Here is a 24,825-nt window from a genome sequence, read left to right on the forward strand (position 1 = left end):
TAGTCCTCCTCACACAAAGAAGCTGGGCCGACTCCATGACCGATGTGGCAAATCCCGAACAGATGCTGTTCACCTCCACCGCGCAGGCCTTCCTGGAAAAGGAGGTGCCGCTGACCCGGGTGCGTCAGCTGCACGCCGAGGGCACGGCATTCGAATCCCAATGGTGGGGGCGGGCAGCGGAATTGGGCTGGGCCAGCCTGCTGGTGCCCGAGGAGCTCGGCGGTGGCAGCCCGTCCGGGGACGGGGTCGGTGATCTGGCTGTGCTGGCCGAGCAGGTGGGCCGCACGGTGGCGCCCGGTCCACTGCATCCGGTGAGCATCGCGCTGGCCGGCCTGGTCGAAGCTCCCGGCGGGCACGAGGAACTGATCGAAGCCCTGGTGTCCGGTGAGGCTGTGGCATCCTGGGCCGCCTATGAGCCCAACCGGCCGTTCGGCGCCGTGCAGTCCCCCACCGGCATCGGAACCACGGCCACCCGCACCGAGTCGGGCTACCGGATCGACGGCACCAAAGACCGCGTCGAAGCCGGCGACCAGAGCGCCACGGTGCTCGTCGTCGCCGTCTGCGACGGGCAGGTACGGCAGTTCGTGGTGCCCACCGACGCGGCCGGCGTCACGGTCACCCCGCAGAAGTCGGTGGACCTGGTCAAGCGTTACGCCCGCATGCAATTCGACGGGGTCGAGGTCGGCGAAGCCGCTGCGGTGGGTTCCGCCGAGCAGACCCCGGCCATCATCGAACGCCAGCGCCAGGTCGCCCTGCTGCTGCAGTGCGCCGAGATGGTCGGAATTCTCGACACGGTGCTCACGATGACCAATCAATGGCTCGCCGACCGGCACAGTTTCGGCCGTCCGCTGGCCTCGTACCAGGCGCTCAAGCACCGCGCCGCCGACATGAAGATGTGGTTCGAGGCCGCGCGGGCCACCACCGCCGGAGCGGTGGCCGCGGTGTCCGCGCGCTCCCCTGAAGCGGCGAAGCTCGTCAGCGTCGCGAAAGCCTATGTGGCCGAACGCGCTCCGGTGATGCTGCAGGATTGCGTGCAGTTGCACGGCGGCATCGGCGTGACGTGGGAACACGACCTGCATCTGTATCTGCGGAGGGTCGCCCTGTACCGGGCGTTGTACGGCTCCCCCGAAGACCACCATCGCGCGGTGTACGCCCTGAGCCGCAAGTCCCGCGCAGCCGAGGAGATCGAGGCATGACGGATACCGTGAGCACCACCGCGACCACAGAGTCTGTCGAGGAGTTCGCCCTGCGCGCTCGAGCCTGGCTGGCCGAGAACATGCCGGCCATCGATCCGGACAATCCCCCGTTTTCGGTACGTGCCGAAAACGAATCGTGGGAGCGGGCAAGGGAACTGCAGAAGCGTCTTTACGAAGGCGGATTCGCCGGCATCTGTTTCCCGCGCGAGTACGGCGGCCTGGGCCTGGATTACGCCTATCAGAAGGCGTTCAACGACGAGTGCGTCAACTATGAGATGCCGCTGATTCTCAACACCCCCTCGTTCACCATCTGTGGCGCAACGATTCTCGACATGGGCAGCGAACAGCAGAAGCGCGAGCGCATTTCGGCGGCGATCCGCGGTGACGAGGTGCTGTGTCAGTTGTTGTCCGAGCCCAGTGGCGGGTCGGACCTGGCCGGGGTGATCACCCGCGCAGAGTTGCGGGGCGACACCTGGATCATCAACGGCGCCAAAACCTGGAGCACGAGTGCGTTCGCCGCCGACTATGGCCTGATGCTCGCGCGCACCGACTGGACCGTGCCCAAACACCAGGGCCTGACGATGTTCCTGGTTCCGCTGAACGCACCGGGCATCACGATGCGGCGTATAACCGAGGTGAACGGCAACGAGGAATTCTGTGAGGAATTCTTCGACAACCTGGAGCTGCCCGCGGACGCCGTCGTCGGCGAGGTCAACGACGGCTGGACTGTCGCCTCGCGCCAGCTGCATCACGAACGTCGCGCTGTCGGTGGCGGTTCCGAGTTCGCCAGCGGGACCGGGGCCGAGAATGCCAATGAAATGCCGCCGGACCACGTCGGGCTGGCCGAAGTCACCGGGCAGGGTGACGACGCCCGGGTCCAGGATCTGGCGGGGCGCGCCCTGGTGAGGCGAATCGTCAAGAAGCAGCTCATCGATCATGTCGGTACCGCTATCGGCAACGGTTCACTGCCGCCGAACGCGGGCACCTTGATCCGGCTCTTCCACGCCGAGACCACCGAACTTGAGGTGGACACCGCACTGGCCATCACAGGCACGGCCGGCGTGGTGGACGAGGGCTCCGAAGACGCCCCGGAGCTGGCCGGCCTCCTCGAGATCGGCGTGCGTTATCTGTCCCGCCAGACCGGATCGCTGGGTGGCGGCAGCTCGGAGATGGCGCGCAATGTGATCGGCGAGCGGATCCTGGGCTTCCCCCGCGAGCACGCGGCCGACCGCGGCGTGCCGTTCAATCAGGTCAAGCGCAACAAGAGCTGACCGGCACGCGACGACGACTCAGAACAGCGTCGGCTGCACGACGGCCGGCTCCGCCACGATCTCCGGCGGCGGGGCCGGAGGCATTCGCATCGTCCGCGCCAGTCCGTGCCGGGCAACCAGCGGCGCGACGCGCGCCCGCAGCATGTCGCGATACTCCGGGGGCAGGTATGCCCCGCGGCGATACAGCCGCTGATAATCGCCGACCAGACCGGGACGCGAACGCGCCAGCCAATCCATGAACCAGCCGCGGGTGGAACCGCGAAGGTGCAAGCCGAACACGGTCACCCCCGACGCTCCGGCCGCGGCGATCCGGCCGAGCAGCGCGTCGAGTTGCTCGACTGAATCGGACAGGTAGGGCAACACCGGCGCGACCATGACGTGGCACTCGAGGCCGGCCTCGCGGATCGCCCCGATCAAGCCCAGGCGTGCCTGGGGCGAGGGGGTGCCCGGTTCGACATCGCGATGCAGAGCGTCGTCACCGATCGCCAGGGACACCGCCACACTGACCGGAACCTGAGTGGACGCGTCGGCGATCAACCCGAGGTCGCGGCGCAGCAGCGTGCCCTTGGTGAGAATGGAGAACGGAGTTCCGGAGCCCGCCAAGGCCTCGATGATCCCGGGCATCAGCGCGTATCGGCCCTCGGCACGTTGATAAGGATCGGTGTTGGTGCCCAACGCAACCGTCTCCCGGTTCCACGACCGGCGGCGCAATTCGCGGTGCAACACCTCCGCCACGTTGGTCTTGACCACCACCTGTGTGTCGAAATCAGACCCACAGTTCAAATCGAGGTACTCGTGGGTGGGGCGAGCGAAGCAGTAGTGGCACGCATGGCTGCAACCGCGATAACCATTGACCGTGAAACGAAACGGCAGCGCCGAGGCCGCCGGGACCTTGTTGAGGGCAGACTTGCACAGCACCTCGTGGAAGGTCATCCCCTCGAACTGCGGCGACCGCACACTCCGTACGAAACCCACCCGCTGCAGACCGGGCAATGCGCCGTCATCGACCCCGACCGCCTGACCATCCCAGCGCACCCACTCATCGAACATTTGTTCAACGGTGATGTCAAGGTAATTCCACACGTGTCAACGTGGGGATCAGCTCGGAACACACATCCGGGAAGGCGGCAAGGAACAAAGGCCAGGAAAAGACTGGTGCGCCGGTGCCGCGGTTTCGGGTACGGCACCGGCGCGCGCCGTGGGCGCTAGCCCAGTCACTCGCGCGTCGAGCGGAAGCGGAACCGCCCGTACGCGCACTCACTTATCGAACAACAGTTCGAGTGCCCCGTCAAGGCCGATCCCAGTCCGTGGGAACCTCGCGGTCGAGCCGCAAGCGGTTCAGTACCAGACCACTACCACTGGCCGAGCTGGCAACGCGGGCTGTAAGGATGATCGTTCTGAACGGCAATCTGGCCGTCGACGGCGATCTCGCAGTGCGCGTTGGGCTCGGCCCGTCCGCCGTGCGTGGTGCTCGCGACGGTGAAGATGGCCCACTGCGGATCGGCGAGCATGGTTTCGAACACCCACGGGGCATCCGGACCGACGTTGACCGTTGCCTTCTGCAGGTACTTGTACGCGTCCGCGTTGTAGGCGTCCTTGCTTGCAGGCTGCGTCGTCAGATAGTAGAGATCGAATTCGTAAGGTGCGCCTGAGGTCAGCGTGTAGGTGACCTTGTGGCCCTGGGCATCCGGCTCCGCATAGGACGTTGCGTTGGAGACCGCCATCCCCGCAGCCGCCAGAACCAGCGCTGCACCGACCGTGGTTGTCGCTTTTCGCATGTTCCTCATATCGACGCAGGCTACCGCCTTGTTACAGGTGCGACTAACGGGTCTGCCGGTACCGCTTCAACGGCAAACCAACTCGGCCTAGCTTGAGGTTAATTTGTTTGTCACACACAGACATTTCCCAGTAACAGCCGCGATCTAACGTCCCGATTCGACACCCGAACAGGGTGTCAGCCTCTTGCACCGCTGCCGAGCGTAATCGGCCGAGAAGCGCTGCCATTCAAGGGAAAGGTCGCCCATGCGAGTTCCAGGACGTGCCCCGTTGCGTCGGTCGACGTTAGCCGCAGGGAGTTTGATCGCCGCAACCAGCCTGCTACTTGCCGGCTGCGGCAGCCGTGCGAGCGAAACCGACTCAGCAAACGCAGCTTCATGCGTGGACACCTCCGGACCCAAGATCAAGGTCGGATCGCTGAACTCACTGTCTGGCACGATGGCGATTTCCGAGGTAACGGTCCGCGATGCGATCAAGCTCGCGGTCGAGGAGATCAACGCCAAGGGCGGCGTCCTGGGCAAACAGATCGAGCTGATCGGCGAGGACGGGGCCTCCGAGCCCACCGTGTTCGCCGAGAAGGCCGAAAAACTGATCAGCAGCGACTGCGTGGCGGCGGTGTTCGGCGGTTGGACGTCATCGAGCCGAAAGGCGATGCTTCCGGTGTTCGAGAGCGCCAACGCCCTGCTGTACTACCCCGTGCAGTACGAGGGCCTGGAGTCGAGCAAGAACATCTTCTATACCGGCGCCACCACCAACCAGCAGATCGTCCCGGCGCTGGATTACCTCAAGGAGAAGGGCGTCAAGTCGCTCTACCTCGTCGGCAGCGACTATGTGTTCCCGCAGACGGCCAACCGAATCATCAAGGCCTACGCCAAAGAGAACGGCATCGAGATCAAAGGCGAGGACTACACCCCGCTCGGCTCCACGGACTTTTCCACCATCATCAACAAGGTCCGCAGTGCCGACGCCGACGCGGTGTTCAACACGCTCAACGGCGACTCCAATGTGGCGTTCTTCCGTGAATACAAGAACGTCGGCCTGACCCCGCAAGAGATGCCGGTGGTCTCGGTCTCGATCGCCGAGGAAGAGGTCGGCGGTATCGGCGTGCAGAACGTCGCCGGCCAGCTGACCGCGTGGAACTACTACGAAACCATCGACACCCCGGTGAACAAGGCCTTCGTCAAGGCCTACAAGGACTTCGTCAACGATCCCAAGAAGCCCACCTCCGATCCCATGGAAGCCGCCTACGTCTCGGTCTACCTGTGGAAGAACACCGTCGAGAAAGCCAAGTCCTTCGACGTCGCGGCCGTCCAGGACAACGCTGACGGCGTCAGCTTCGATGCCCCCGAAGGCAAGGTCACCATCGACGGCGAGAACCACCACATCACCAAGACCGCCCGCATCGGTGAGATCCGGCCCGACGGCCTGATTTACACCATCTGGGAGTCCAACGGCCCCATCGAGCCCGACCCATTCCTGAAGTCATACCCGTGGGCTGCGGGGCTGTCCGGATAAGCATGGACATCCTCATCGGCCAGCTGGCAACGGGGTTGAGCCTGGGCTCGATCCTGTTGCTGGCCGCACTCGGCCTGTCCCTGACCTTCGGCCAGATGGGCGTCATCAACATGGCGCACGGCGAATTCATCATGGCCGGTTGCTACACCGCCTACGTGGTTCAACAAGTCATCACCAATGCCGGTGCCTCACTGTTGGTCTCGCTGCTGGTCGGGTTCGTCGTCGGCGGCGCGATGGGAGCGCTGCTGGAGGTGACGTTGATCCGGCGGATGTACCACCGGCCGCTGGACACGTTGCTGGTCACTTTCGGGGTCGGACTGATCCTGCAACAGGTGGCTCGCGACATCTTCGGCGCACCCGCTGTCAATGTCGTTGCCCCGGCATGGCTGTCGGGTGGGGTCGAGATTCTCGGCGCGGTGGTGCCCAAGACCCGCATCTTCATCCTGGTGCTGGCCGTCGTGTGCGTGGCGGTGCTCGCCACCGTACTGAAGACCAGCCCGATGGGGCGCCGGATCCGGGCCGTGGTGCAGAACCGCGATCTGGCCGAAACCAGCGGGATCTCGTCACGCAGAACCGATATCACCACCTTCTTCATCGGGTCGGGACTGGCCGCGGTGGCCGGTGTGGCATTGACCCTGATCGGCTCCACCAGTCCGACCATCGGCCAGAGCTTTCTGATCGATGCCTTCCTGGTGGTGGTGGTCGGTGGCCTGGGCCAGATCAAGGGCACCGTGATCGCGGCGCTGGCCCTCGGCTTCCTGAACTCGTTCATCGAATACAGCACCACAGCGTCGCTGGCCAAGGTGATCGTGTTCGCCATCATCGTGATCTTCCTGCAGGTGCGCCCGCAGGGATTGTTCACGGTTCGGACCAGGAGTCTGGCATGAGTGCACTGACGCAGGGAGTACGCACGAGCCTGGGCCGCTGGCAGACCTGGGCCGGATTCGGGGCCGCGGCGATCGTGCTCTTCGGCGTGGCGCCGGCGGTGTTGTCGGACTTCCGGCTCAGCCTGCTGGGCAAGTTCCTGTGCTTTGCGATCGTGGCGGTGGGCATCGGACTGGCCTGGGGCCGGGGCGGCATGCTGGTGCTCGGCCAGGGCGTGTTCTTCGGTCTCGGCGGCTACATGATGGGGATGCACCTCAAGATCGCCGACGCGCAGATCCGCGGGAATGCCGTGCCCGACTTCATGCAGATCGCCGGCGTGCGACACCTGCCCGGCTACTGGGAACCATTCGCTTCCCCCGGGTTCACGTTGTTGGCAATCCTGCTGCTGCCCACGGTGATCGCGGCCGTGCTCGGCTTCGGCGTGTTCAAGCGCCGGGTCAAGGGCGCCTACTTCGCGATCCTGTCGCAGGCATTGGCGGCCGCGCTGGCGATCCTGCTCGTCGGCCAGACGAGCCTCGGCGGCAGCAACGGGCTGACCAATTTCCGGACCTTCTTCGGATTCAACCTCAACGACCCGGTGAACAAGCGGATGGTGTATTTCCTTGCCGCAGCCACGCTTCTGATCGTCGTCGCCCTGGTTCGTCAGCTGATGTACAGCCGGTACGGCGAATTGTTGGTCGCCGTGCGCGACGGTGAGGAGCGCGTCCGATTCCTGGGCTACGACCCGGCCAACATCAAAGTCGTTGCCTACACCCTGGCAGCGGTGTTCGCCAGCATCGCCGGCGCCTTGTTCGTGCCGATCGTGGGATTCATCGCGCCGTCGCAAGTCGGCATCGTGCCGTCCATCGCATTCCTGATCGGCGTCGCGATCGGCGGCCGCACCACACTGCTCGGCCCGGTGCTCGGCGCCATCGGCGTCGCCTGGGCACAAACCCTGTTCTCCGAACGGTTTCCCTCCGGGTGGATCTATGCCCAAGGCCTGCTGTTCATCGTGGTCGTCGGATTCTTCCCCGCCGGTCTGGCCGGGCTCGGTGCACTCTTCACCCGGTGGCGGCGCGCACGTGCGGCCGCACCGAATCCCGAGGAGTCCCAGCCCGAGACGGCACCCGACGCCGATACCGAGAAAGTAGGTGCCGCATCGTGATCGGAACCGAGCAGCCCAAGGCAGCCGAGCCGGTGGCCGGCGGCAACGCCGGCATGGGCGCCCAATATCTGGAAGTCCGGGGACTCACCGTCGATTTCGACGGATTCAAGGCGGTGAGCAACGTCGATCTCACCCTGTTCCAGGGAGATCTGCGCTTTCTCATCGGACCCAACGGCGCGGGTAAGACGACTGTCATCGACGCCATCACCGGTCTGGTGGGAGCCTCCGGTTCGGTGAACAAGTCGGGTGTGGAGCTACTCGGCAAAAAGGTGCACAAGATCGCCCGGCTGGGTGTGGGCCGGACATTTCAGACCGCGAGCGTGTTCGAACAACTCACGGTGTTGCAGAACCTCGACATCGCGGCGGGCGCCGGCCGTTCACCCTGGACGTTACTGCGCCGCCGGCGCAGTGTGCTGCCCGCGATCGAGGAAGCGCTCGAGACCACCGGGCTGGCCGATCTGGCCGACGAGCCCGCGGGGGTGCTGGCCCACGGCCAGAAACAGTGGCTGGAGATCGGCATGCTGCTGGTGCAGAACGCCGATGTCCTGTTGCTCGACGAACCAGTGGCGGGGATGAGCCACGAGGAACGTGAAGAGACCGGAAACCTGTTGCGCCGCATCGGCGGAACCCGCACCGTGGTCGTGGTGGAACACGACATGGATTTCATGCGGGCCTTCGCCACCTCGGTGACGGTGCTGGCTCGTGGCCAGGTGATCGCCGAGGGTTCGGTGGCCGAGGTTCAGGCCGATCCGAAGGTCCAAGAGGTCTACCTCGGCACTGCCGCGGCCAGCGTGGAAGGAACCGCCTGATGCTCGAACTACTCGATGTCCGAACCGGTTACGGCCGTTCGGAAGTGATTCACGACGCGAGCATCGCCGTACCCTCCGACGGCGTCGCCGCGGTGATGGGCCACAACGGCGCAGGCAAGACCACCTTGCTGCGGGCGGCGGTCGGGCTGCTCAAATGCACGGCGGGAAAGGTACTTTTCGATGGCGAGGACATCACCCGGCTGCGCCCGAGCGCACGGGTGGCGCGTGGCCTGGCGTATGTGCCCCAGGGTCAGCAGTCCTTCGGCCAGCTGACCACCGCCGAGAATCTTCAGGTGGTCGCCGATGGCCGCAAGAACGGCAAAGCGCTGATCGACGAGCAGCTGGACCTGTTCCCCGCCCTGAAAGAATTGCTCACCCGCCGGGCGGGCCTGCTCTCGGGCGGGCAGCGGCAACAGCTCGCCATCGCGCGGGCGTTGATCACCAGCCCCAAGTGCCTGATCCTCGACGAGCCGACCGAAGGGATCCAACCGTCGGTGGTGTCCGAGATCGAAGCCGTGATCACCTCGTTGACCGCGCGCGGCGACCTGGGTGTGTTGCTGGTGGAACAGCACATCGGCTTCGCGCTGGAATCTGCGCAGCGCTATTACATATTGGAGGCCGGCCGTATCACCTCGAGCGGCACCGGTGGCTCGACATCAGAAGCCGACGTCCGCGCCGCCATGGCAATCTGACCCCTGCACCGCCGTCTCGGCCGGCGGCAGGTCTGACGACTCGCCTGTGGTGAGCGAGTGCAATTCCAGCGCCGGAGGCAACTCGGCGCGAGCTCGCCGAAGCTCGTTGCCACCACACCAAACGGCGACTGGATCCTGAAGCGGGGCAACCCGTTCTCCGGGGGGGCATCGGCAATCTCGATGCCATACTGACGGCCGTGGTGCACGGCCGCTGAGAAAACCTCACCCAGCAAACGAAATCCAGCTAACGTGACGGGCGTGCAATGCGCCTGCGGTGGTCACGACTCCCCCGAGCCCACATCGCTTTCCAGGCGATCCATACTCGCGGCCTCGATGTCGGCTGCCCTCGGCGGCGCCGTTCTCAGCGCATCCGCCTGCGGTTCGGCCGAGCCGCCGAAGGCAACACCCACGATGCCCGAGAACGCCTTGGTCACCCTTGGCGTCCAGGCTGGTCCGCCACCGGTGCCGAACCAGACCGGCATCTCGTCAGCGCTCAAGATCGGCGGCGACGTCTATCAAATCGATTGCGGATTGGGTTCGCTGAACGCGTTCACCGACGCAGGCTTCACGTTCGACGATTTGAAGAGCATGTTCATCACGCACCTGCACACCGATCACATCGTCGACTACTACAGCTTCTTCCTCTCGGGCGGCTACACGGCCGCACCGGGCAAGGCGCCGGTGACCGTCTACGGTCCCGGCCCCGCCGGCGGCCTGCCGGCGAGCCAGGTCGGCAACCCCGATCCCGCGACCGTCGAACCCGCCAACCCGTCACCCGGACTGGCCGCCACCACCAAAGCATTGCTGCAGGCGTATGCCTACACCAGCAACATCTTCATCCGCGACATGGGCGTCGACGACATCCAGGATCTGATCGAGGTCGTCGAGATCGCGGTGCCACCGGGCTCGGACTACCGCAACAGGTCACCCAAAACGGCCCCGTTCCCGGTGATGTCGGACGACAACGTCGTCGTCACCGCCACCCTGGTCTCCCACTATGACGTCTACCCCGCCTTCGGCTTCCGCTTCGACCTCAAAGCGTCAGGGAAGTCCGTCACGTTCTCGGGCGATACGACCAAGTCGGACAACCTGATCGCGCTCGCAAAGGACACCGACATCCTGGTGCACGAGGCACAGTTCAGCCTCGACGACGCGTATTACCACAACAGATTCCCGCCGAACTACCTGAAGAACTCCCATACCTCAGCCGAACAGGTCGGCGAGGTCGCCACCGCAGCCAACGCCAAACACGTTGTTCTCAGCCATTATTCACCCACCAACCTGCCCGACTCCCAGTGGCGCGAGGCCATCGGCAAGAACTATTCCGGTGAGGTCACCGTGGCTCGAGACGGTCAGGTGTTCACCCTCTAGGCTCCCAGATGAGCCGGAAGGCGATCACCGAATAGTCCGATCGCGTTCTCGGAACTGACTTTCCGCCGCGTCGGGTCGTCCATCGGATATTCCGAGAGAAATCGGGCGCCGGCCAGGTTGTCGTCCATCGGATAGTCGACCGAGAACATCACCCGGTCGGCGCCGATCACGTCGAGCGTGCACCGAAAGGCCGACGGACAGAAGTTGCCGCTCGTCGTGATGTGGAAGTTGGTGCGCAGATACTCCGACGGCAGCCGTTGCAGACGTCGGCTGGCATCGGCGTCGCCGCCCAGGCCGTAGTAGCGGTCGATCCGGTAGGCCGCGAACGGCAGCATCTCGCCGAGGTGGCCGACGATCATCTGCAACCGGGGGAACTTGTCGAACAGCCCCGAGTAGATCAGCCGCAGCACATGCGTTCCCGTCTCCGCCGCGAAACCCCAGGAGGCCAGGTGCAGTCCCTCGTCCACGTACGGCGCGAACCAGGCATCCATGACGGCGGGGTGCGGCGTCGTCGGGTGCAGATAGATCGGAGCGCCCAGCTCCTGCGCACATTCGAACAGCCCCTGATAGGCCGGATCGTCGAGATAGCGGCCCTGGCAGTGCCCGTTGATCAACCCGCCCACGAGGCCCAATTCTGTTACGGCACGCTCGAATTCGGCTGCCGCGGCGGCGGGATCCTGGGTCGCCAGGGTCGCGAAACCGCCGAACCGCGCGGGCTGTGATCGCACGGTTTCGGCGAGGTCGTCGTTGGCCCGCCGCGCCAGGTCGATCGCGCGCGCCACGTCCGTCTCATCCTGGACACCGGGATCGAACAGCGACAGGATCTGAAAATCGATCCCGGCGGCGTCCATCTGCTCAAGCCGCAGTGCCGACCGGTCGTACAGCCGTTGGTATGCCGTGGGGTTGTTGGTGCGCAGCCAGGTGCCCACGACATTGCCCGCGCTGGCGGGATCCCACGCGTAGTGCTCTTCGAGCGCGATCAACGGCATGGATCACTGTAACGACGAGCGTGCACAGAATGCCGACGTTTGACGGCGCGGCCGCCGACAGACATGCGCGCCTGCAGTGCAAGCGGTCAGCCCAGGCGAGAAAGAACCTCGGCCACCACAGAATCGGCCGCGATGTCCACCTGCTCGCCGGTCGCCAGATCCTTGAGCCCGATGGTGCCCGCCTCGATGTCGCGATCACCGGCCACGAGCGCGTACTTGGCGCCCGAGCGGTCTGCCGCCTTCATCGCGCCCTTGAGCCCGCGATCGCCGTAGGCCAGGTCCACCCGCACCCCGCCGGCCCGCAGCCGCGCGGCCAGCTTGGCCAACTCCAGCTTCGCCGCGTCACCGAGCGGGACGCCGAACACCTCGACGCCGCCGGCACCGGTCACCGACTTGCCCTCGGCCTGCAACGCGAGCAGCGTGCGGTCGACACCGAGCCCGAAACCGATACCGGACACGTCCTGCCCGCCGAGCTGACTCATCAAACCGTCGTAGCGGCCGCCGCCTCCGATGCCGGACTGCGCGCCCAGCCCGTCGTGCACGAACTCGAAGGTGGTCTTGGTGTAGTAGTCCAGCCCCCGCACCATCCGCGGGTTGATCACGTACGGCACGCCCAGCGCGTCGAGGTGCGCCTGCACCACCTCGAAGTGAGCCTTGGCGCTGTCGGACAGGTGGTCGAGCATCAGCGGCGCGTCTGCGGTCATCTCCCGCACGTGGGGACGCTTGTCATCGAGCACCCGCAGCGGATTGATCTCGGCGCGCCGCCGGGTCTCCTCGTCGAGGTCGAGCTTGAACAGAAAGGCCTGCAACAGCTCCCGGTACGCCGGCCGGCAGGTGTCGTCACCCAGCGAGGTGAGCTCGAGACGGAACCCGTCCAGCCCCAAGGAGCGGAATCCGGCATCGGCGATTGCGATCACCTCGGCGTCCAGCGCCGGATCATCGACGCCGATGGCCTCCACCCCGACCTGCTGCAACTGGCGGTAGCGTCCGGCCTGAGGCCGTTCGTAGCGGAAGAACGGCCCGGAGTAACAGAGCTTGACCGGCAGCGCGCCGCGGTCCAGCCGATGCTGGATCACCGCCCGGATCACACCGGCAGTGCCCTCGGGACGCAGGGTCACCGAGCGGTCGCCGCGGTCGGCGAACGTGTACATCTCCTTGGACACCACGTCGGTGGACTCGCCCACCCCGCGCGCGAACAACGCGGTGTCCTCGAAGATCGGCAACTCGATGTCGCCGTACCCGGCGCGCCGCGCCGCCGTCAGCAGGCCGTCCCGGACCGCCACGAACTGCGCCGACTCCGGGGGGAGGTAGTCGGGTACGCCCTTGGGCGCCTGGAATGCAGATGTCACAGAGTCAAACCTTCGAGAAACGGATTGGTGCGGCGTTCATGCCCGATGGTCGTGCGCGGGCCGTGTCCAGGTAATACCACGGTGTCATCGTCGAGTACCAACAGCTTTGTCACGATCGAGGTGAGCAGGTCGCGGCCGCTGCCACCGGGCAGGTCGGTACGACCCACCGAGGACCGGAACAGCGTATCCCCTGTGAAAACCGTCTGGCCCACCCGGAACACCACCGACCCCCTGGTGTGTCCCGGCGAGTGGTCGACGGTGACCGAGACACCGCCGAAATCGAGTGTCTGACCGTCACGATCCAGCTCGACCAGCTGTTTGGGCTCGGACAACAACACCCCGAACGCGAGCCGGGACAACGCTCCCAGCACCGCCGGGCCGAACCCCTTGATCGGATCGGTCAACATGCAGCGATCCTCGGGGTGGATGTAGGCGGGGCAGCCGTAGGTATCGGCGACCTTCTGAGCCGACCAGATGTGATCGATGTGACCGTGGGTCAGCAGGACCGCTGCCGGGGTCAGTCGGTTCTCGTCGAGAATCCGGCGCAACCGGTCCATCGCCCGCTGTCCCGGGTCGACGACGATCGCGTCGGCCCCTGGCCGCTCGGCCAGGACGTAGCAGTTGCACGCCAGCATCCCGGCCGGGAATCCGGTAATGAACACGACCCCAGTTTCCCACGTGACCACTTCCCGGACGGGGCGCGACCTGGGACTCCCGCGGGTCGCAGAACCGTCGTACAGGTTCGCCTGGCAGACTCGTTGCCAACCTCAACCGCCAACAAGGAGGACTGCCGCGGTGCCGACCAACGAACAACGGCGTGCGACGGCCAAGCGCAAGCTGGAGCGCCAGCTGGAACGTCGTGCCGCCCAGGAACGCAAACGACGCATCGTGACCGTCGCCGGCACCGTCGTCGCGGCGCTCGTCGTCATCGGGGCCGTCGTGGCGACGTTCGTCTTCACCAGCAAGGACTCGGGCAGCACCACCGCCTCTGCGGAGACCACCACCGCCACGTCAGGTGCTCCGGCCCAGCCGGGCGCCGACGGGCAGTTGCCGGCCTTCGTCGCACCCGCCGACCTCGGCGCCAACTGCCAGTACCCGGCTGCAGCGGCGGCGAGCAAGCCGAACACCCCGCCCCGCACCGGCAAGATCCCCACCGACGAGAAGACCGTCAGCGTGAGCGTGGTCACCAACCAGGGCAACATCGGGCTGCTGCTGGACAACGGCAAGGCCCCCTGCACAGTCAACAGCTTCGCAAGCCTGGCCGGGCAGAACTATTTCAACGACACCCCGTGTCACCGGTTGACCACCAGCGGCATCTCGGTGCTGCAGTGCGGTGACCCGTCGGGCACCGGGACCGGCGGCCCGGGCTACCAGTTCGCCAACGAGTACCCGACCAACCAGTACCAACCCGGCGACCCGGCGCTGCAGAAGCCGGTGGTCTACCCGCGTGGCACCGTGGCCATGGCCAACGCCGGGCCCAACACCAACGGCAGCCAGTTCTTCCTCGTCTACCAGGATTCGCAGCTGCCCCCGAACTACACGGTGTTCGGCAAGATCGATGACACCGGTCTGGCCACGCTCGACAAGATCGCCGCAGCCGGTGTGGCCGGTGGCGGGCCGGACGGCAAGCCGGCGCTCGACGTCCAGCTGAAGTCCGTGGCCTTGGACTAGGTCGCCGAAGCTTGACCGTCCCGCCCCCGTACGGCGGCTTCCGGCCGGAGCAGCCCACCTACCCGGTGGGATATCCGGCCGGGCCTGCCCCGCACGCCCGGACCAACGCCATGGCGGTCGCCTCACTGGTGTGTGCCGTCCTGTTCGCGCCGTTGGGCATCCTGTTCGGGCACATCTCGCTGTCACAGCTCAAACGCAGCGGTGAACAGGGCCACGGCATCGCGATCGCCGGCCTGATCATCGGGTATGTGATGACCGCGCTGACAGTCGTGGCGGTGACGCTGGCCGTGGTGTTCGCCTTCATCGTCGTCCAGGCCGCCGAGAACATGCCCCGGCAGGACCGCTACACGGCCACTCCGGGCTCAGACCGGCAACTGCCCGCGTTCGCACCCCCGCGCAACCTGGGCGCCAACTGCCAGTACCCGGCCACCGCTGAACCGGCCACCCGGCCGGCCGCCCCGCCGCGCACCGGCGCGGTGCCAACCGAGCCCGCCACGGTCGAAGCCGGGATCGTCACCGATCGCGGCAGCATCGGGCTCATGCTGGCCAACGGCAAAGCGCCGTGCACGGTGAACAACTTCGCCAGCCTGGCCGCCCAAGGATTCTTCGACGGCACCCGATGCCACCGGTTGACCACCGGAGACCTCGCCACACTGCAATGCGGTGATCCGTCGGGCAGCGGCACCGGTGGGCCGGGCTACCGATTCCCCAATGAGTACCCGACCAACCAGTACCGGCTTTCGGCCCCTGAGGTAGAACGACCCGTGGTATATCCGCGGGGCACGGTGGCGATGGCGAACGCCGGACCGGGCACCAACGGCAGCCAGTTCTTCCTAGTGTACGAGGATTCCCTGCTGCCCCCGACATACACGGTCTTCGGCACCGTCGACAGGACGGGATTGGCCACCCTCGACACGATCGCCGCCGGCGGTGTCGTCGACGGCAGCAACGACGGGCAGCCCGCCACACCGGTGACGATCAAATCGGCGATCGTGGGCTGAACAGCTACGCCGCGCTGCTCGGCTCGCAACGGTGCCGATCAACTGGTTTGAATCGTCAACGCCCGAAACGCTTTCGGCGACCACATTCGGCAAAAACTGCGAAAGCTTTGACGTGCCCGGCCGCTGCGCATACGTTCAATACGAACTTTGGTCGATACGGGTGTGAACGTGTGGATACGACGGGACTGACGATGAACTGGACACGACGAGACCTCTTCCGCGCGGGCGCAGCGGTCGCTCTCGGAGCCCCGGCAGTGCTGGCGAGTTGTTCGAAGGTTCCGCAGGCCGGTGAAGGCGGCACCCTGCAGCGGATCAAAGACGCCGGGGCGATCAAGATCGGCATCGCCGGCGAGGTGCCCTACGGCTACACCCAGAACGGCACTGTCACCGGTGAAGCCCCCGAGGTGGCCAAGGCCGTGTTCAAAGCGATGGGAATCGACCGGGTGGAGGCCACCCAGGTCGAATTCGGCCAGCTGATCCCGGCGCTGAACGCCAACCAGTACGACATGGTGGCCGCCGGAATGGCGATCCTGCCGGACCGCTGCCGGAACGCACAGTTCTCCGCGGTGGACTACGTGACACCGACGGCGCTGCTGGTGCCCACCGGGAACCCGCAGCGGGTCAACAACTTCGGTGACGTCAAGGCCCGCGGCGTGACCCTGGCAGTGCTCTCGGGCACCGTGGAGGAGGCGGTCGCCCGTGACCTGGGCATCCCGGCCGGCAACATCCAGCCCTACCGGGGCCAGCCCGAGATGTTCCAGGCCCTACGTGACCAGCGTGCCTACTGCGGCGCGCTCACCGATATCTCGCTACGTCGCATGCTTGCCGACAACCCAGGCGCACCAATGGAAGTCACCAAGGGATTCGTCCCAGTGGTCGACGGCAAAGAGCAGATCCAGGCGGGCGGGTTCGTGTTCCGTAAAGGCGACGACGAACTGGTCGAGAAGTTCAACACCGAACTGAAGAGGCTGCAGGACAACGGCTCCTGGCTGGAGATCGTCACACCGTTCGGATTCACCGCGGACAACCAGGTTCCCGACGATGTGACCACCGACAAGCTGTGCGAGGCCGTCTGAGGCCGGCCCCATGTTCGACAACGTCGGTTTCTTCATCGACACCATCGCGCAAGGTCTGCTGCTGACCATCGAGGCAACTGTCGGCGGGATCGTGATCGCTGCCGCGCTGTCCTTCGTCGCGGGCCTGGCAATGCTGTCGAAAGCCTGGCCGGTGCGCGCCCTGGCCCGGGTTTACGTCGAGATCTGGCGCGGGACATCGGAAGTGGTACAGCTGCTCTGGATCTACTTCGTGCTGCCGGTGCTGATCGGATACCAGATCGTGCCGCTGTTCGCGGGCATCATCGTGCTGGGTCTGAACCACGGCGCCTACGGCGCCGAAATTGTCCGGGGAGCCATCCAGGCCGTGCCGCGAGCCCAGTACGAGGGCTGCATCGCGCTCAACTTCACGCCAACCCAACGGATGTGGCGGGTCATTCTCCCGCAGGCGCTGGTCGAGATGGTGCCGCCGTTCAACAACCTGTTCATCCAACTGCTCAAGAGCAGCGCGCTGCTGACGATGATCACGGTGCACGAAATGACTTATCAGGCGCGGGAAGTTCTGATCAACAACCACATCTCGCAGGCGGCGACCATCTGGACGATCGTACTGCTGTTCTACCTGGTTTTGGCCATGGCGATCACCTTCGGGATGCGGGTGTTGGAGCGCAGGGCGGCAGATCTGGTCGGCCGCCAACCACCGCCCCGGCGCACGCTGTTGAGCCGCATGCGCACCGAGGCCGGAGCCTCCCGATGATCTGGGATTGGGATTACGCCTGGCAGGTGCTGCCCACCATCGTGATGGACGGGCTGCGGATCACGCTGGTCGCCACCGTGTTCGGATCGATCCTGGCCTATGCGCTCGGACTGGTGTTGGCCCTGCTGCGGCGCGTCGGCGGACCGGCGGCCCGCACGGCGATCTGGCTGTTCATCGAATTCGTCCGCAGCACACCGTTGTTGGTACAGATCTTCTTTTTCTTCTTCGTCCTGCCCAGCTTCGGGATCAAGTTCGACCCGCTGACCACCGGCATCATCGCGATCGGCCTGCACTACTCGACGTACACGGCCGAGGTGTACCGGGCGGGGATCGAAGCGGTGCCGGCAGGTCAGTGGGAAGCCGCAGTCGCACTCAGCTTGCCCACGCGGCGGACCTGGACGGCGGTCATTCTGCCGCAGGCTATCCCACGCGTGCTGCCGGCCCTCGGCAATTACACCATCTCGATGCTCAAGGAGACGCCACTGCTGCTCACCATCGGCGTCCTCGACGTCGTCGGGGTGGCCAATCAAGTGGGCTCGCAGGCGTTCCGGTATGTCGAACCGATCACCATCGCCGGTGTTCTGTTCCTGATGTTGAGCTATTCGGCGTCCCTACTCGTTCGATGGTTGGAGCGGCATGTCCGATACAGCAGCTGAGATGATCCGGTTCACCGACGTCATCAAGCGATTCGGCGACCACGTGGTGCTGGACGGTCTCGACTTCACAGTGGCACCAGGCGAGTTCGTCACCCTCATCGGACCGAGTGGATCGGGCAAGACGACGATCCTGCGGCTGCTGATGACCCTGGAGCAAGTTACCGAAGGTCGTATTTATGTCGACGGAGAATGTCTGAGCCACATGACACGTCGCGGCCACGACATCCCGGCCGACGACAAATACCAGCGGAAGATGCGCGAACGCATCGGGATGGTGTTCCAGCAGTTCAACCTGTTTCCCAACATGTCGGTGCGCCAGAACATCACCGAGGCACCCGTGCATACCCTTGGCCTGAGCCGTGAGGAGGCCGACGCCCGGGCAGGCGAACTGCTGGAATTGGTCGGTATGCCGGAGAAGGCCGACGCCCACCCGTCGCAGCTGTCCGGCGGTCAGCAGCAGCGGGTGGCGATCGCCCGGGCGCTGGCGATGCATCCCGATGTGCTGCTGCTCGACGAGGTCACCTCAGCGCTGGATCCGGAACTGGTGGCCGGCGTACTGGCGTTGTTGAAGGACATCGCCGCCGGCACCGACATCACGTTCCTGTGCGTGACGCACGAGATGGATTTCGCCCGTGAGGTTTCCGACCGGGTGATGATGTTCGACGCGGGCAAGGTCATCGAGGACGCGCCACCGGATCAGTTGTTCGCCGAGCCCGAACACGAGCGGACCCGAACCTTTCTGCGGGCCGTGCTTGAACGCCGCTGACCGCGCGAGCAGGCTTGCCGCCGGCGGGGATCGTGCGGCGGAATCACCTACGCCGCGCTGGTCACGCGGTAGACGTCGTACACGCCTTCCACGTTGCGCACCACACCCAGCAGGTGGCCGAGATGTTTGGGATCCCCCATCTCGAAGGTGAACCGGCTGATCGCCACGCGGTCGTTGGACGTGGTCACCGACGCCGAGAGAATGTTTACCTTCTCGTCGGCCAGCACCCGCGTCACATCCGAGAGCAGCCGGTGCCGGTCCAGTGCCTCGACCTGGATGGCGACCAGGAAGACCGATGACGGCGACGGCGCCCAGTTCACCTCGATGATGCGCTCCGACTGCTGTTGCAGCGAGGCCGCATTCGTACAGTCGGTGCGGTGCACGCTGACGCCTCCGCCCCGGGTCACGAAGCCCATGATGGTGTCGCCGGGCACGGGGGTGCAGCACTTGGCGAGCTTGGTCAGGGTTCCGGGCGCTCCCGGCACCGCGACACCGGTGTCGTCGGTGCTGCGCTGGCGCACCGGCATGGTCAACGGGGTGGACCGCTCGGCGAGTTCGTCCTCGGCCGCGTCGTCACCACCGAACTGGGCGAGCAGACGCTGCACGACATGGCGCGCGGAGACGTGGCCCTCACCGACCGCGGTGTAGAGCGCGGAAACGTCGGTGTAGCGCAACTCGCGCGCGAGTGCACTCATCGAATCGGCATTGATCAAGCGCTGCAACGGAAGCCCACCACGGCGAACCTCGCGCGCGATGGCGTCTTTACCGGACTCCAGGGCCTCTTCGCGCCGCTCCTTGGCGAACCACTGCCGGATCTTGGCCTTCGCCCGCGGTGACACCACGAAGGTTTGCCAGTCGCGCGACGGCCCGGCGTTGGGCGCCTTCGAGGTGAACACCTCGACTACCTCACCGTTCTCCAGCTTGCGTTCCAAGGCGACGAGCCGACCGTTGACGCGCGCCCCGATGCATCGGTGCCCCACCTCGGTATGGACCGCGTAGGCGAAGTCGACCGGGGTCGAGCCGGTCGGCAGGTTGATCACGTCACCCTTGGGGGTGAAGACGAAGATCTCCTTGACCGCAAGGTCGTAACGCAACGACTCGAGGAACTCGCCGGGGTCGGCGGCTTCCCGCTGCCAGTCCAGCAGCTGGCGCATCCAGGCCATGTCGTCGATCTCGGTCGCGGCATGACTCTGCGGAACTCCGTTGCGGCCCTTGGCTTCCTTGTAGCGCCAGTGCGCGGCGATGCCGTATTCCGCGGTGCGGTGCATGTCGCGCGTGCGGATCTGCACCTCCAGCGGCTTGCCCTCCGGGCCGACGACCGTGGTGTGCAGCGACTGGTAGACGCCGTAGCGCGGTTGGGCGATGTAGTCCTTGAACCGCCCCGCCATCGGTTGCCACAGCGAGTGCACGACGCCGACGGCCGCGTAGCAGTCCCGGATCTCGTCACACAGGATTCGGACGCCGACCAGGTCGTGAATGTCGTCGAAGTCGCGGCCCTTGACGATCATCTTCTGATAGATCGACCAGTAGTGCTTGGGCCTGCCCTCGACCACGGCGTTGATCTTCATCGCACTCAGCGCCACGCCGATCTCGGCGCGCACCTTGGCCAGATAGGTGTCGCGTGACGGTGCCCGGTCGGCGACCAGGCGCACGATCTCCTCGTACTTCTTGGGGTGCAGGATCGCGAACGACAGATCCTCCAGCTCCCACTTGACCGTGGCCATGCCGAGTCGATGCGCAAGGGGGGCAATGACTTCCAGCGTCTCGCGGGCCTTGCGGGCCTGCTTCTCGGGCGGCAGGAAGCGCATGGTGCGCATGTTGTGCAGCCGGTCGGCCACCTTGATCACCAGCACCCGCGGGTCGCGGGCCATCGCGATGATCATCTTGCGGATCGTCTCGCCCTCGGCCGCCGAGCCGAGCACCACCTTGTCCAGCTTGGTCACCCCGTCGACGAGGTGGCCCACCTCGGCACCGAACTCGGCGGTCAGAGCCTCCAGCGTGTACCCGGTGTCCTCCACGGTGTCGTGCAGCAGTGCGGCCACCAGCGTGGTGGTGTCCATACCGAGCTCGGCCAGGATGTTGGCCACCGCCAACGGATGGGTGATGTAGGGGTCGCCGGACTTGCGGAGCTGGTCGGCGTGACGCTGCTCGGCCACGTCGTAGGCACGCTGCAGCAGCTGCAGATCGGCCTTCGGATAGATCTCACGGTGTACCGCGACCAAGGGCTCCAGGACGGGGTTGACCGCACTGCGCTGCGCGGTCATCCGGCGCGCCAACCGCGCGCGCACCCGCCGTGAGGCGCTGGTCTTGGTGGCATCGGGCCCCGTGGCGCCCGGCAGCGCCGGGGGCGACTGGACAGCCTGGCCCGCCGTGGCGTCCGTACCCGTATCGCCGGCCATCGTCACCTCCCGGAGTTAACGCTTCAGAGTCCGAGGATATCCCTCACACCGTGTGCAGGCTGCTGACCTGTAGCGGTGCCACAACCTCCCGGCCACCCAGCGCCGTCAGTTCCAGCACCACCGCCGCACTGCGCACAGTCGCGCCGCCGGCCTCGAGCAGCCTGGACGCGGCGGCCAGGGTCCCGCCGGTGGCAAGGACATCGTCGATGATCACAACATTGCGACCGGCGATATCAATCCCGTCGGCCGGGATCTCCAACGTGGCGCTGCCGTACTCAAGCTGATACGTGACGCTGTGTACCGGCGGCGGCAGCTTCCCGCCCTTGCGTACCGCCAGCACACCCACACCGAGCCGGGTGGCGACCGCGGCACCCAGCAGGAATCCCCGCGCGTCCAGTCCCGCGACCAGATCGGCATCGGCCGCGGTGGCGGCCAGCGCGTCGGTCACCGCGCCGAGCCCCTCGGCATCGGCGAGCAGCGGGGTCAGATCCTTGAACTGCACACCTGGCTCGGGAAAGTCGGGAACCTCCCGGATCAGTTTCCTGACCAGCTCCGAGACCCTGGCGATGTCGCCGCTCATGTCGACAGCTTCCAACGATCCATGTTCCAGCCTGCGCCCCAGCGGGTCGGGTTACTGCTCACGGCATACATCTTGGTCGAGGTCAGCACCGTGCGCTGCTGCCTGTACAGCGGCAGGGTCGGCATGTCGTTCCAGAGGATCGGGGCGCCCTCCCCCGCCAGCCGGGCCAGTTCCTTCGGATCCGCCGTGACGGCCTGGGCATCGATGATCCCGTCGACCCGCTCATTGACGTAACCCGGCAGGTTGTTGCCGTTGCCGGAGTGGAATGCGTAGGCGTCGATGGCCGAGGAACCCGAGGAGCCGCTACCCGCGGCCCCGCCCGTGCCGGCCAGCAACCCGTCGAGCTCGTTGTTGCGCAGGGCCACCGGCCCGGCGGTCGCCGATCCGGCATCCTGAACGGTGATGCCCGCTGCCGCACACGATTTCGCGATGGCACCGACCGTCGCGGCCAACCGCGCGTTGGGCGTCTGGTAGCCGATCCGGACGGTCAGCGGCTTGTTGTTGAGGGCAGCGCGGGCCGCGTCGGGGTTGGCCACACCGAATTGCGCTGCCTCACCGACGTTCTCGGCCGCACTGAACGCGTCGTCGGTGACCGGGCTGAGCCGCGAGTTGATGATCGGAGTCGCGGCGTTGCGCGCGATCACGTCCCGCGGGGTGCACAACGCAACGGCCCGTCGCGCCGAAGGGGCCGCCAGCGGACCACCCGGCGCGAAGATCAGCTGCTCGATCCCGGCCGACGGGCTTTCCATGCTGACGTAGTCATCGGGCAGGTTGAGCAGGCCCGACGATCCGGATTCGATGTCGACGACGTCGAATGATCCCTGGTTGACCCGCTCCTGGATGTCGGCGCCACGTGGCCACACGGCAATCCGGTTGGTGATCGCCGGGGTGCCCCACCACTTGTCGTTGGCCACCAGGACCACCACGCCGTCCTCGGACACCGAGTCGATCCGGTACGGACCCGACGACGGGAACTTCTTGAGATCGAGGTCGGGTTTGAGATCCCAGACGGTGTTCCATGCCTTGGATATCCGGTCGATCGTGGGTTGGTCGCCGTTCTGCAGCGCCGTCGCCACGCCCCCGTCGCCGAGACCGAGTTCGTCTGCGATGACGTGCGAGGGCATCAGCGATGTCGCCGCGAACAGATGCCCATAGTCGAGGAATCCGCGGTCCTGGGCGAACGACACCCGGGCTCGCTTCTGGCCGGGTGCGCAGTCCACGGACGCGATGTCGCGGTAACCCGCCCGACTGGCGGCATCGAACCCGGGGAAACGCCCGGACTGTGCGCCCCACGCCAGTACGAGGTCGTCGCAGGTGATCGGCTTACCGTCGGAATAGACCGCCTTGTCGCTGATCACGTAATCGAGGATCAGCGGGGCACGCCCCACCACCGACACCGAGCCGAAGTCGTTGTCGGCGACCATCTGGCCCTCGGGGCCGTGATACGCAAAGCCCGTCAACGCCCGTGCGAACGCCTGCGGACCGGCTGACGCGGCCCCGGCCACCGTGTTGGTGTTGTAGGTGGTCAAGGTGCCGTCGACGGCGTAGTCGATCTCGTCGGCCGAGCTGCCCGAACAGGCCGCCAGGCTCATCGCGGTGACCACGGACAGCGTCGCCGCCGTCACCGCCGTCCGTGCCCGGGCGATGCCCTGCCACTGAACCATGCGGTTTACCGCCGGGTGTTCCGTTTGCCCGACGGACGTCCGGTCCGTGGGGCCGGTCGCGCACCGGGTGCCGGCTTGTCCGGTGCGGGCTCGCCGGCGACCGAGACGGCCACCGTCTCGGTACCGGCGTCCGTGTCCGACGCAACGGAGGCGTCTGCCGTGTCCTTGGTGGACGTCGCCGCCTTGCTGCCCTTCTCGCGGCGATTCAGCACTTTCTTGGTGTGCTTGCGCACCAGCTCGGTGCGTTCACGCAACGAGACGAGCAGCGGCGTGGCGAAGAAGATCGACGAGTAGGTGCCGACGATGACACCGACCAGCTGGACCAGGGCCAGGTCCATCAGCGTTCCGACACCGAGAAGCCAGACCGCCACCACCATCAGCGCCACGATCGGCAGCACCGAGATCAAGCTGGTGTTGATCGAGCGCATGAAGGTCTGGTTGACGGCGAGGTTGGCCTGCTCGGCGAACGTCCGGCGGGTGGTGTGTTCGAAGCCGTGGGTGTTCTCCTCGACCTTGTCGAACACGATCACCGTGTCATACAGAGAGAAGCCCAGAATCGTCAGCAGACCGATGACCGTGGCAGGAGTGACCTCGAACCCGACCAACGAGTACACACCGGCGGTCACGACCAGGTCGAATACCAGCGTGGCCATCGCGGCCATCGCCATGTAGCGCTCGTAGCGCCATGCGATGTAGATCGAGGCCAGCACGATGAAGACCACAAGCGCGATCAGTGCCTTGTTGGTGATCTGGCCGCCCCAGGTCTCCGAGACCTTCGAGTCGCTGATCGCCTGCTTGCTGGGCTGGCCGTCGCTGCCCTTGGGATGGAATTCGTCGAACAGCGCCGTCCGCAACTGTTCGATCTCCGGTTCGGACAGTGTCTCCGAACGGATCTGGACAGTGGCCGAGTCGCCGCTGCCGACCAGCACCACGGATTCGGGCGCCCGGTTCAGGGTCTTGCTGTAGACGTCCTCGACCTGCTGGACCGAGACAACCCCTTCGGAACCGGCCGAGGGCATCGACACCTTGGTGCCGCCCTCGAAGTCGATACCGAAGGTGAACCCGCGAAGCACCATGCTGGCGACGCACACCGCGACGATGAGGCCGCTGATCGCGTACCAGAGCCTGCGGCGCCCGATCACCTCAAAGGCGCCGGTGCCCGTGTAGAGCCGGACGAAGAAGCCGTGCTTGGGCAGTGCCGCAGCCGTGGATTCGATACTCGGCGCTTCCACCGCGGTGTCCTTGACGTCCTCGGCTGCAGTGTCGTTTTTCGCTGCCATGT

Annotated in this window: 24 protein-coding genes; 14 read left to right on the forward strand and 10 right to left on the reverse strand. The window is 65.9% G+C overall.

The window, feature by feature from the left end:
- The first annotated feature begins 35 nt into the window (after positions 1–35).
- Positions 36–1,196: an acyl-CoA dehydrogenase family protein gene (locus tag E0T84_RS23295; protein ID WP_138745684.1), complete on the forward strand. Its 1,161-nt coding sequence runs from the start codon at positions 36–38 to the stop codon at positions 1,194–1,196.
- The gene (locus tag E0T84_RS23300; protein WP_138745685.1) at positions 1,193–2,467 is read left to right on the forward strand and encodes an acyl-CoA dehydrogenase family protein; all 1,275 of its coding nucleotides are present in this window, start codon (positions 1,193–1,195) and stop codon (positions 2,465–2,467) included. The genes E0T84_RS23295 and E0T84_RS23300 overlap by 4 nt, the downstream gene beginning before the upstream one ends.
- Before the next feature lie 18 nt (positions 2,468–2,485).
- On the opposite strand, the gene E0T84_RS23305 is transcribed toward E0T84_RS23300, so the two are convergent.
- Entirely contained in the window at positions 2,486–3,502 is a 1,017-nt protein-coding gene (locus E0T84_RS23305; RefSeq protein WP_371726259.1) for an Rv2578c family radical SAM protein, read from the reverse strand.
- Positions 3,503–3,819: 317 nt separating this feature from the next.
- Positions 3,820–4,254: a hypothetical protein gene (locus E0T84_RS23310; RefSeq protein ID WP_070943611.1), complete on the reverse strand. Its 435-nt coding sequence runs from the start codon at positions 4,252–4,254 to the stop codon at positions 3,820–3,822.
- 235 nt (positions 4,255–4,489) lie between these two features.
- On the opposite strand from E0T84_RS23310, the gene urtA reads away from it, so the two are divergent.
- The 5 genes from urtA to urtE are packed head-to-tail and all read left to right on the forward strand — an operon-like array spanning position 4,490 to position 9,288.
- Positions 4,490–5,758: an urea ABC transporter substrate-binding protein gene (gene urtA, locus E0T84_RS23315; protein ID WP_138745687.1), complete on the forward strand. Its 1,269-nt coding sequence runs from the start codon at positions 4,490–4,492 to the stop codon at positions 5,756–5,758.
- A gap of 2 nt (positions 5,759–5,760) precedes the next feature.
- Positions 5,761–6,645 (forward strand): urea ABC transporter permease subunit UrtB, encoded by an 885-nt coding sequence (urtB, locus tag E0T84_RS23320; protein WP_138745688.1) that lies wholly within the window; start codon positions 5,761–5,763, stop codon positions 6,643–6,645.
- Positions 6,642–7,787 (forward strand): urea ABC transporter permease subunit UrtC, encoded by a 1,146-nt coding sequence (gene urtC / locus E0T84_RS23325; RefSeq protein ID WP_070186917.1) that lies wholly within the window; start codon positions 6,642–6,644, stop codon positions 7,785–7,787. Before urtB ends, urtC begins: the two co-directional genes overlap by 4 nt.
- 53 nt (positions 7,788–7,840) lie before the next feature.
- Positions 7,841–8,596, forward strand: a complete 756-nt coding sequence (gene urtD, locus E0T84_RS23330; protein ID WP_138745701.1) for an urea ABC transporter ATP-binding protein UrtD — start codon at positions 7,841–7,843, stop codon at positions 8,594–8,596.
- Positions 8,596–9,288: an urea ABC transporter ATP-binding subunit UrtE gene (urtE, locus tag E0T84_RS23335; protein ID WP_070186918.1), complete on the forward strand. Its 693-nt coding sequence runs from the start codon at positions 8,596–8,598 to the stop codon at positions 9,286–9,288. Before urtD ends, urtE begins: the two co-directional genes overlap by 1 nt.
- 278 nt (positions 9,289–9,566) lie before the next feature.
- Here urtE and E0T84_RS32415 read toward each other — a convergent pair whose 3' ends face one another.
- Positions 9,567–9,770, reverse strand: coding sequence for a hypothetical protein (locus tag E0T84_RS32415; RefSeq protein ID WP_249383728.1), 204 nt, complete (start codon positions 9,768–9,770; stop codon positions 9,567–9,569).
- On the opposite strand from E0T84_RS32415, the gene E0T84_RS23340 reads away from it, so the two are divergent.
- Positions 9,700–10,659 carry an MBL fold metallo-hydrolase gene (locus E0T84_RS23340; RefSeq protein WP_249383724.1) on the forward strand — a complete coding sequence of 320 codons (960 nt, stop codon included), beginning with the start codon at positions 9,700–9,702 and terminating at the stop codon, positions 10,657–10,659. The two genes, E0T84_RS32415 and E0T84_RS23340, sit on opposite strands and share 71 nt — an antisense overlap.
- Here the strand turns inward: E0T84_RS23340 and E0T84_RS23345 are convergent.
- The 3 genes from E0T84_RS23345 to E0T84_RS23355 form a co-directional block, all read right to left on the reverse strand.
- Positions 10,656–11,648 (reverse strand): amidohydrolase family protein, encoded by a 993-nt coding sequence (locus E0T84_RS23345; RefSeq protein ID WP_138745690.1) that lies wholly within the window; start codon positions 11,646–11,648, stop codon positions 10,656–10,658. The two genes, E0T84_RS23340 and E0T84_RS23345, sit on opposite strands and share 4 nt — an antisense overlap.
- 86 nt (positions 11,649–11,734) lie before the next feature.
- Positions 11,735–12,997 (reverse strand): histidine--tRNA ligase, encoded by a 1,263-nt coding sequence (gene hisS / locus E0T84_RS23350; RefSeq protein ID WP_070186921.1) that lies wholly within the window; start codon positions 12,995–12,997, stop codon positions 11,735–11,737.
- A complete protein-coding gene (locus E0T84_RS23355; RefSeq protein ID WP_070186932.1) occupies positions 12,994–13,659 on the reverse strand; it encodes an MBL fold metallo-hydrolase in 666 nt (221 codons plus the stop codon). The genes hisS and E0T84_RS23355 overlap by 4 nt, the downstream gene beginning before the upstream one ends.
- Before the next feature lie 133 nt (positions 13,660–13,792).
- Between E0T84_RS23355 and E0T84_RS23360 the strand changes: the two genes are divergently transcribed.
- From E0T84_RS23360 to ehuA, 6 genes are all read left to right on the forward strand, one after another.
- Positions 13,793–14,668, forward strand: coding sequence for a peptidylprolyl isomerase (locus E0T84_RS23360; RefSeq protein ID WP_070943605.1), 876 nt, complete (start codon positions 13,793–13,795; stop codon positions 14,666–14,668).
- 11 nt (positions 14,669–14,679) lie between these two features.
- Complete coding sequence (locus E0T84_RS23365) at positions 14,680–15,669, forward strand: peptidylprolyl isomerase (protein WP_371726254.1); 990 nt, start codon at positions 14,680–14,682, stop codon at positions 15,667–15,669.
- Between the two features lie 170 nt (positions 15,670–15,839).
- Positions 15,840–16,745 carry an ectoine/hydroxyectoine ABC transporter substrate-binding protein EhuB gene (gene ehuB / locus E0T84_RS23370; RefSeq protein WP_200806083.1) on the forward strand — a complete coding sequence of 302 codons (906 nt, stop codon included), beginning with the start codon at positions 15,840–15,842 and terminating at the stop codon, positions 16,743–16,745.
- Between the two features lie 10 nt (positions 16,746–16,755).
- Positions 16,756–17,478, forward strand: a complete 723-nt coding sequence (gene ehuC, locus E0T84_RS23375; RefSeq protein WP_070943603.1) for an ectoine/hydroxyectoine ABC transporter permease subunit EhuC — start codon at positions 16,756–16,758, stop codon at positions 17,476–17,478.
- Positions 17,475–18,134: an ectoine/hydroxyectoine ABC transporter permease subunit EhuD gene (ehuD, locus tag E0T84_RS23380; protein WP_070185453.1), complete on the forward strand. Its 660-nt coding sequence runs from the start codon at positions 17,475–17,477 to the stop codon at positions 18,132–18,134. Before ehuC ends, ehuD begins: the two co-directional genes overlap by 4 nt.
- A gap of 1 nt (position 18,135) precedes the next feature.
- Positions 18,136–18,900 carry an ectoine/hydroxyectoine ABC transporter ATP-binding protein EhuA gene (gene ehuA / locus E0T84_RS23385; RefSeq protein ID WP_070943602.1) on the forward strand — a complete coding sequence of 255 codons (765 nt, stop codon included), beginning with the start codon at positions 18,136–18,138 and terminating at the stop codon, positions 18,898–18,900.
- 47 nt (positions 18,901–18,947) lie between these two features.
- Here the strand turns inward: ehuA and E0T84_RS23390 are convergent, their stop codons facing one another.
- The 4 genes from E0T84_RS23390 to secF are packed head-to-tail and all read right to left on the reverse strand — an operon-like array spanning position 18,948 to position 24,823.
- Entirely contained in the window at positions 18,948–21,299 is a 2,352-nt protein-coding gene (locus E0T84_RS23390) for a bifunctional (p)ppGpp synthetase/guanosine-3',5'-bis(diphosphate) 3'-pyrophosphohydrolase (protein ID WP_070185451.1), read from the reverse strand.
- 43 nt (positions 21,300–21,342) lie between these two features.
- The gene (locus E0T84_RS23395; RefSeq protein WP_070185450.1) at positions 21,343–21,879 is read right to left on the reverse strand and encodes an adenine phosphoribosyltransferase; all 537 of its coding nucleotides are present in this window, start codon (positions 21,877–21,879) and stop codon (positions 21,343–21,345) included.
- Positions 21,876–23,543, reverse strand: coding sequence for an ABC transporter substrate-binding protein (locus tag E0T84_RS23400; protein WP_138745691.1), 1,668 nt, complete (start codon positions 23,541–23,543; stop codon positions 21,876–21,878). The genes E0T84_RS23395 and E0T84_RS23400 overlap by 4 nt, the downstream gene beginning before the upstream one ends.
- 5 nt (positions 23,544–23,548) lie before the next feature.
- Positions 23,549–24,823 (reverse strand): protein translocase subunit SecF, encoded by a 1,275-nt coding sequence (secF, locus tag E0T84_RS23405; RefSeq protein WP_138745692.1) that lies wholly within the window; start codon positions 24,821–24,823, stop codon positions 23,549–23,551.
- Positions 24,824–24,825 lie beyond the last annotated feature (2 nt).

Origin of the sequence: Mycobacterium sp. DBP42 (assembly GCF_005924235.1) — a bacterium.
Classification (GTDB): Bacteria; Actinomycetota; Actinomycetes; order Mycobacteriales; family Mycobacteriaceae; genus Mycobacterium; species Mycobacterium syngnathidarum.

Bases quoted from the DNA above. Each gene is read 5' to 3' on its own strand.
- E0T84_RS23295 (WP_138745684.1), top strand. From the start codon at position 36: ATGACCGATGTGGCAAATCCCGAACAGATGCTGTTCACCTCCACCGCG.
- E0T84_RS23300 (WP_138745685.1), top strand. From the start codon at position 1,193: ATGACGGATACCGTGAGCACCACCGCGACCACAGAGTCTGTCGAGGAG.
- E0T84_RS23310 (WP_070943611.1), bottom strand. From the start codon at position 4,254: ATGAGGAACATGCGAAAAGCGACAACCACGGTCGGTGCAGCGCTGGTT.
- urtA (WP_138745687.1), top strand. From the start codon at position 4,490: ATGCGAGTTCCAGGACGTGCCCCGTTGCGTCGGTCGACGTTAGCCGCA.
- urtB (WP_138745688.1), top strand. From the start codon at position 5,761: ATGGACATCCTCATCGGCCAGCTGGCAACGGGGTTGAGCCTGGGCTCG.
- urtC (WP_070186917.1), top strand. From the start codon at position 6,642: ATGAGTGCACTGACGCAGGGAGTACGCACGAGCCTGGGCCGCTGGCAG.
- urtD (WP_138745701.1), top strand. From the start codon at position 7,841: ATGGGCGCCCAATATCTGGAAGTCCGGGGACTCACCGTCGATTTCGAC.
- urtE (WP_070186918.1), top strand. From the start codon at position 8,596: ATGCTCGAACTACTCGATGTCCGAACCGGTTACGGCCGTTCGGAAGTG.
- E0T84_RS23340 (WP_249383724.1), top strand. From the start codon at position 9,700: ATGCCCGAGAACGCCTTGGTCACCCTTGGCGTCCAGGCTGGTCCGCCA.
- E0T84_RS32415 (WP_249383728.1), bottom strand. From the start codon at position 9,770: ATGCCGGTCTGGTTCGGCACCGGTGGCGGACCAGCCTGGACGCCAAGG.
- E0T84_RS23345 (WP_138745690.1), bottom strand. From the start codon at position 11,648: ATGCCGTTGATCGCGCTCGAAGAGCACTACGCGTGGGATCCCGCCAGC.
- ehuC (WP_070943603.1), top strand. From the start codon at position 16,756: ATGTTCGACAACGTCGGTTTCTTCATCGACACCATCGCGCAAGGTCTG.
- ehuD (WP_070185453.1), top strand. From the start codon at position 17,475: ATGATCTGGGATTGGGATTACGCCTGGCAGGTGCTGCCCACCATCGTG.
- ehuA (WP_070943602.1), top strand. From the start codon at position 18,136: ATGATCCGGTTCACCGACGTCATCAAGCGATTCGGCGACCACGTGGTG.
- E0T84_RS23390 (WP_070185451.1), bottom strand. From the start codon at position 21,299: ATGGCCGGCGATACGGGTACGGACGCCACGGCGGGCCAGGCTGTCCAG.
- E0T84_RS23395 (WP_070185450.1), bottom strand. From the start codon at position 21,879: ATGAGCGGCGACATCGCCAGGGTCTCGGAGCTGGTCAGGAAACTGATC.
- E0T84_RS23400 (WP_138745691.1), bottom strand. From the start codon at position 23,543: ATGGTTCAGTGGCAGGGCATCGCCCGGGCACGGACGGCGGTGACGGCG.
- secF (WP_138745692.1), bottom strand. From the start codon at position 24,823: ATGGCAGCGAAAAACGACACTGCAGCCGAGGACGTCAAGGACACCGCG.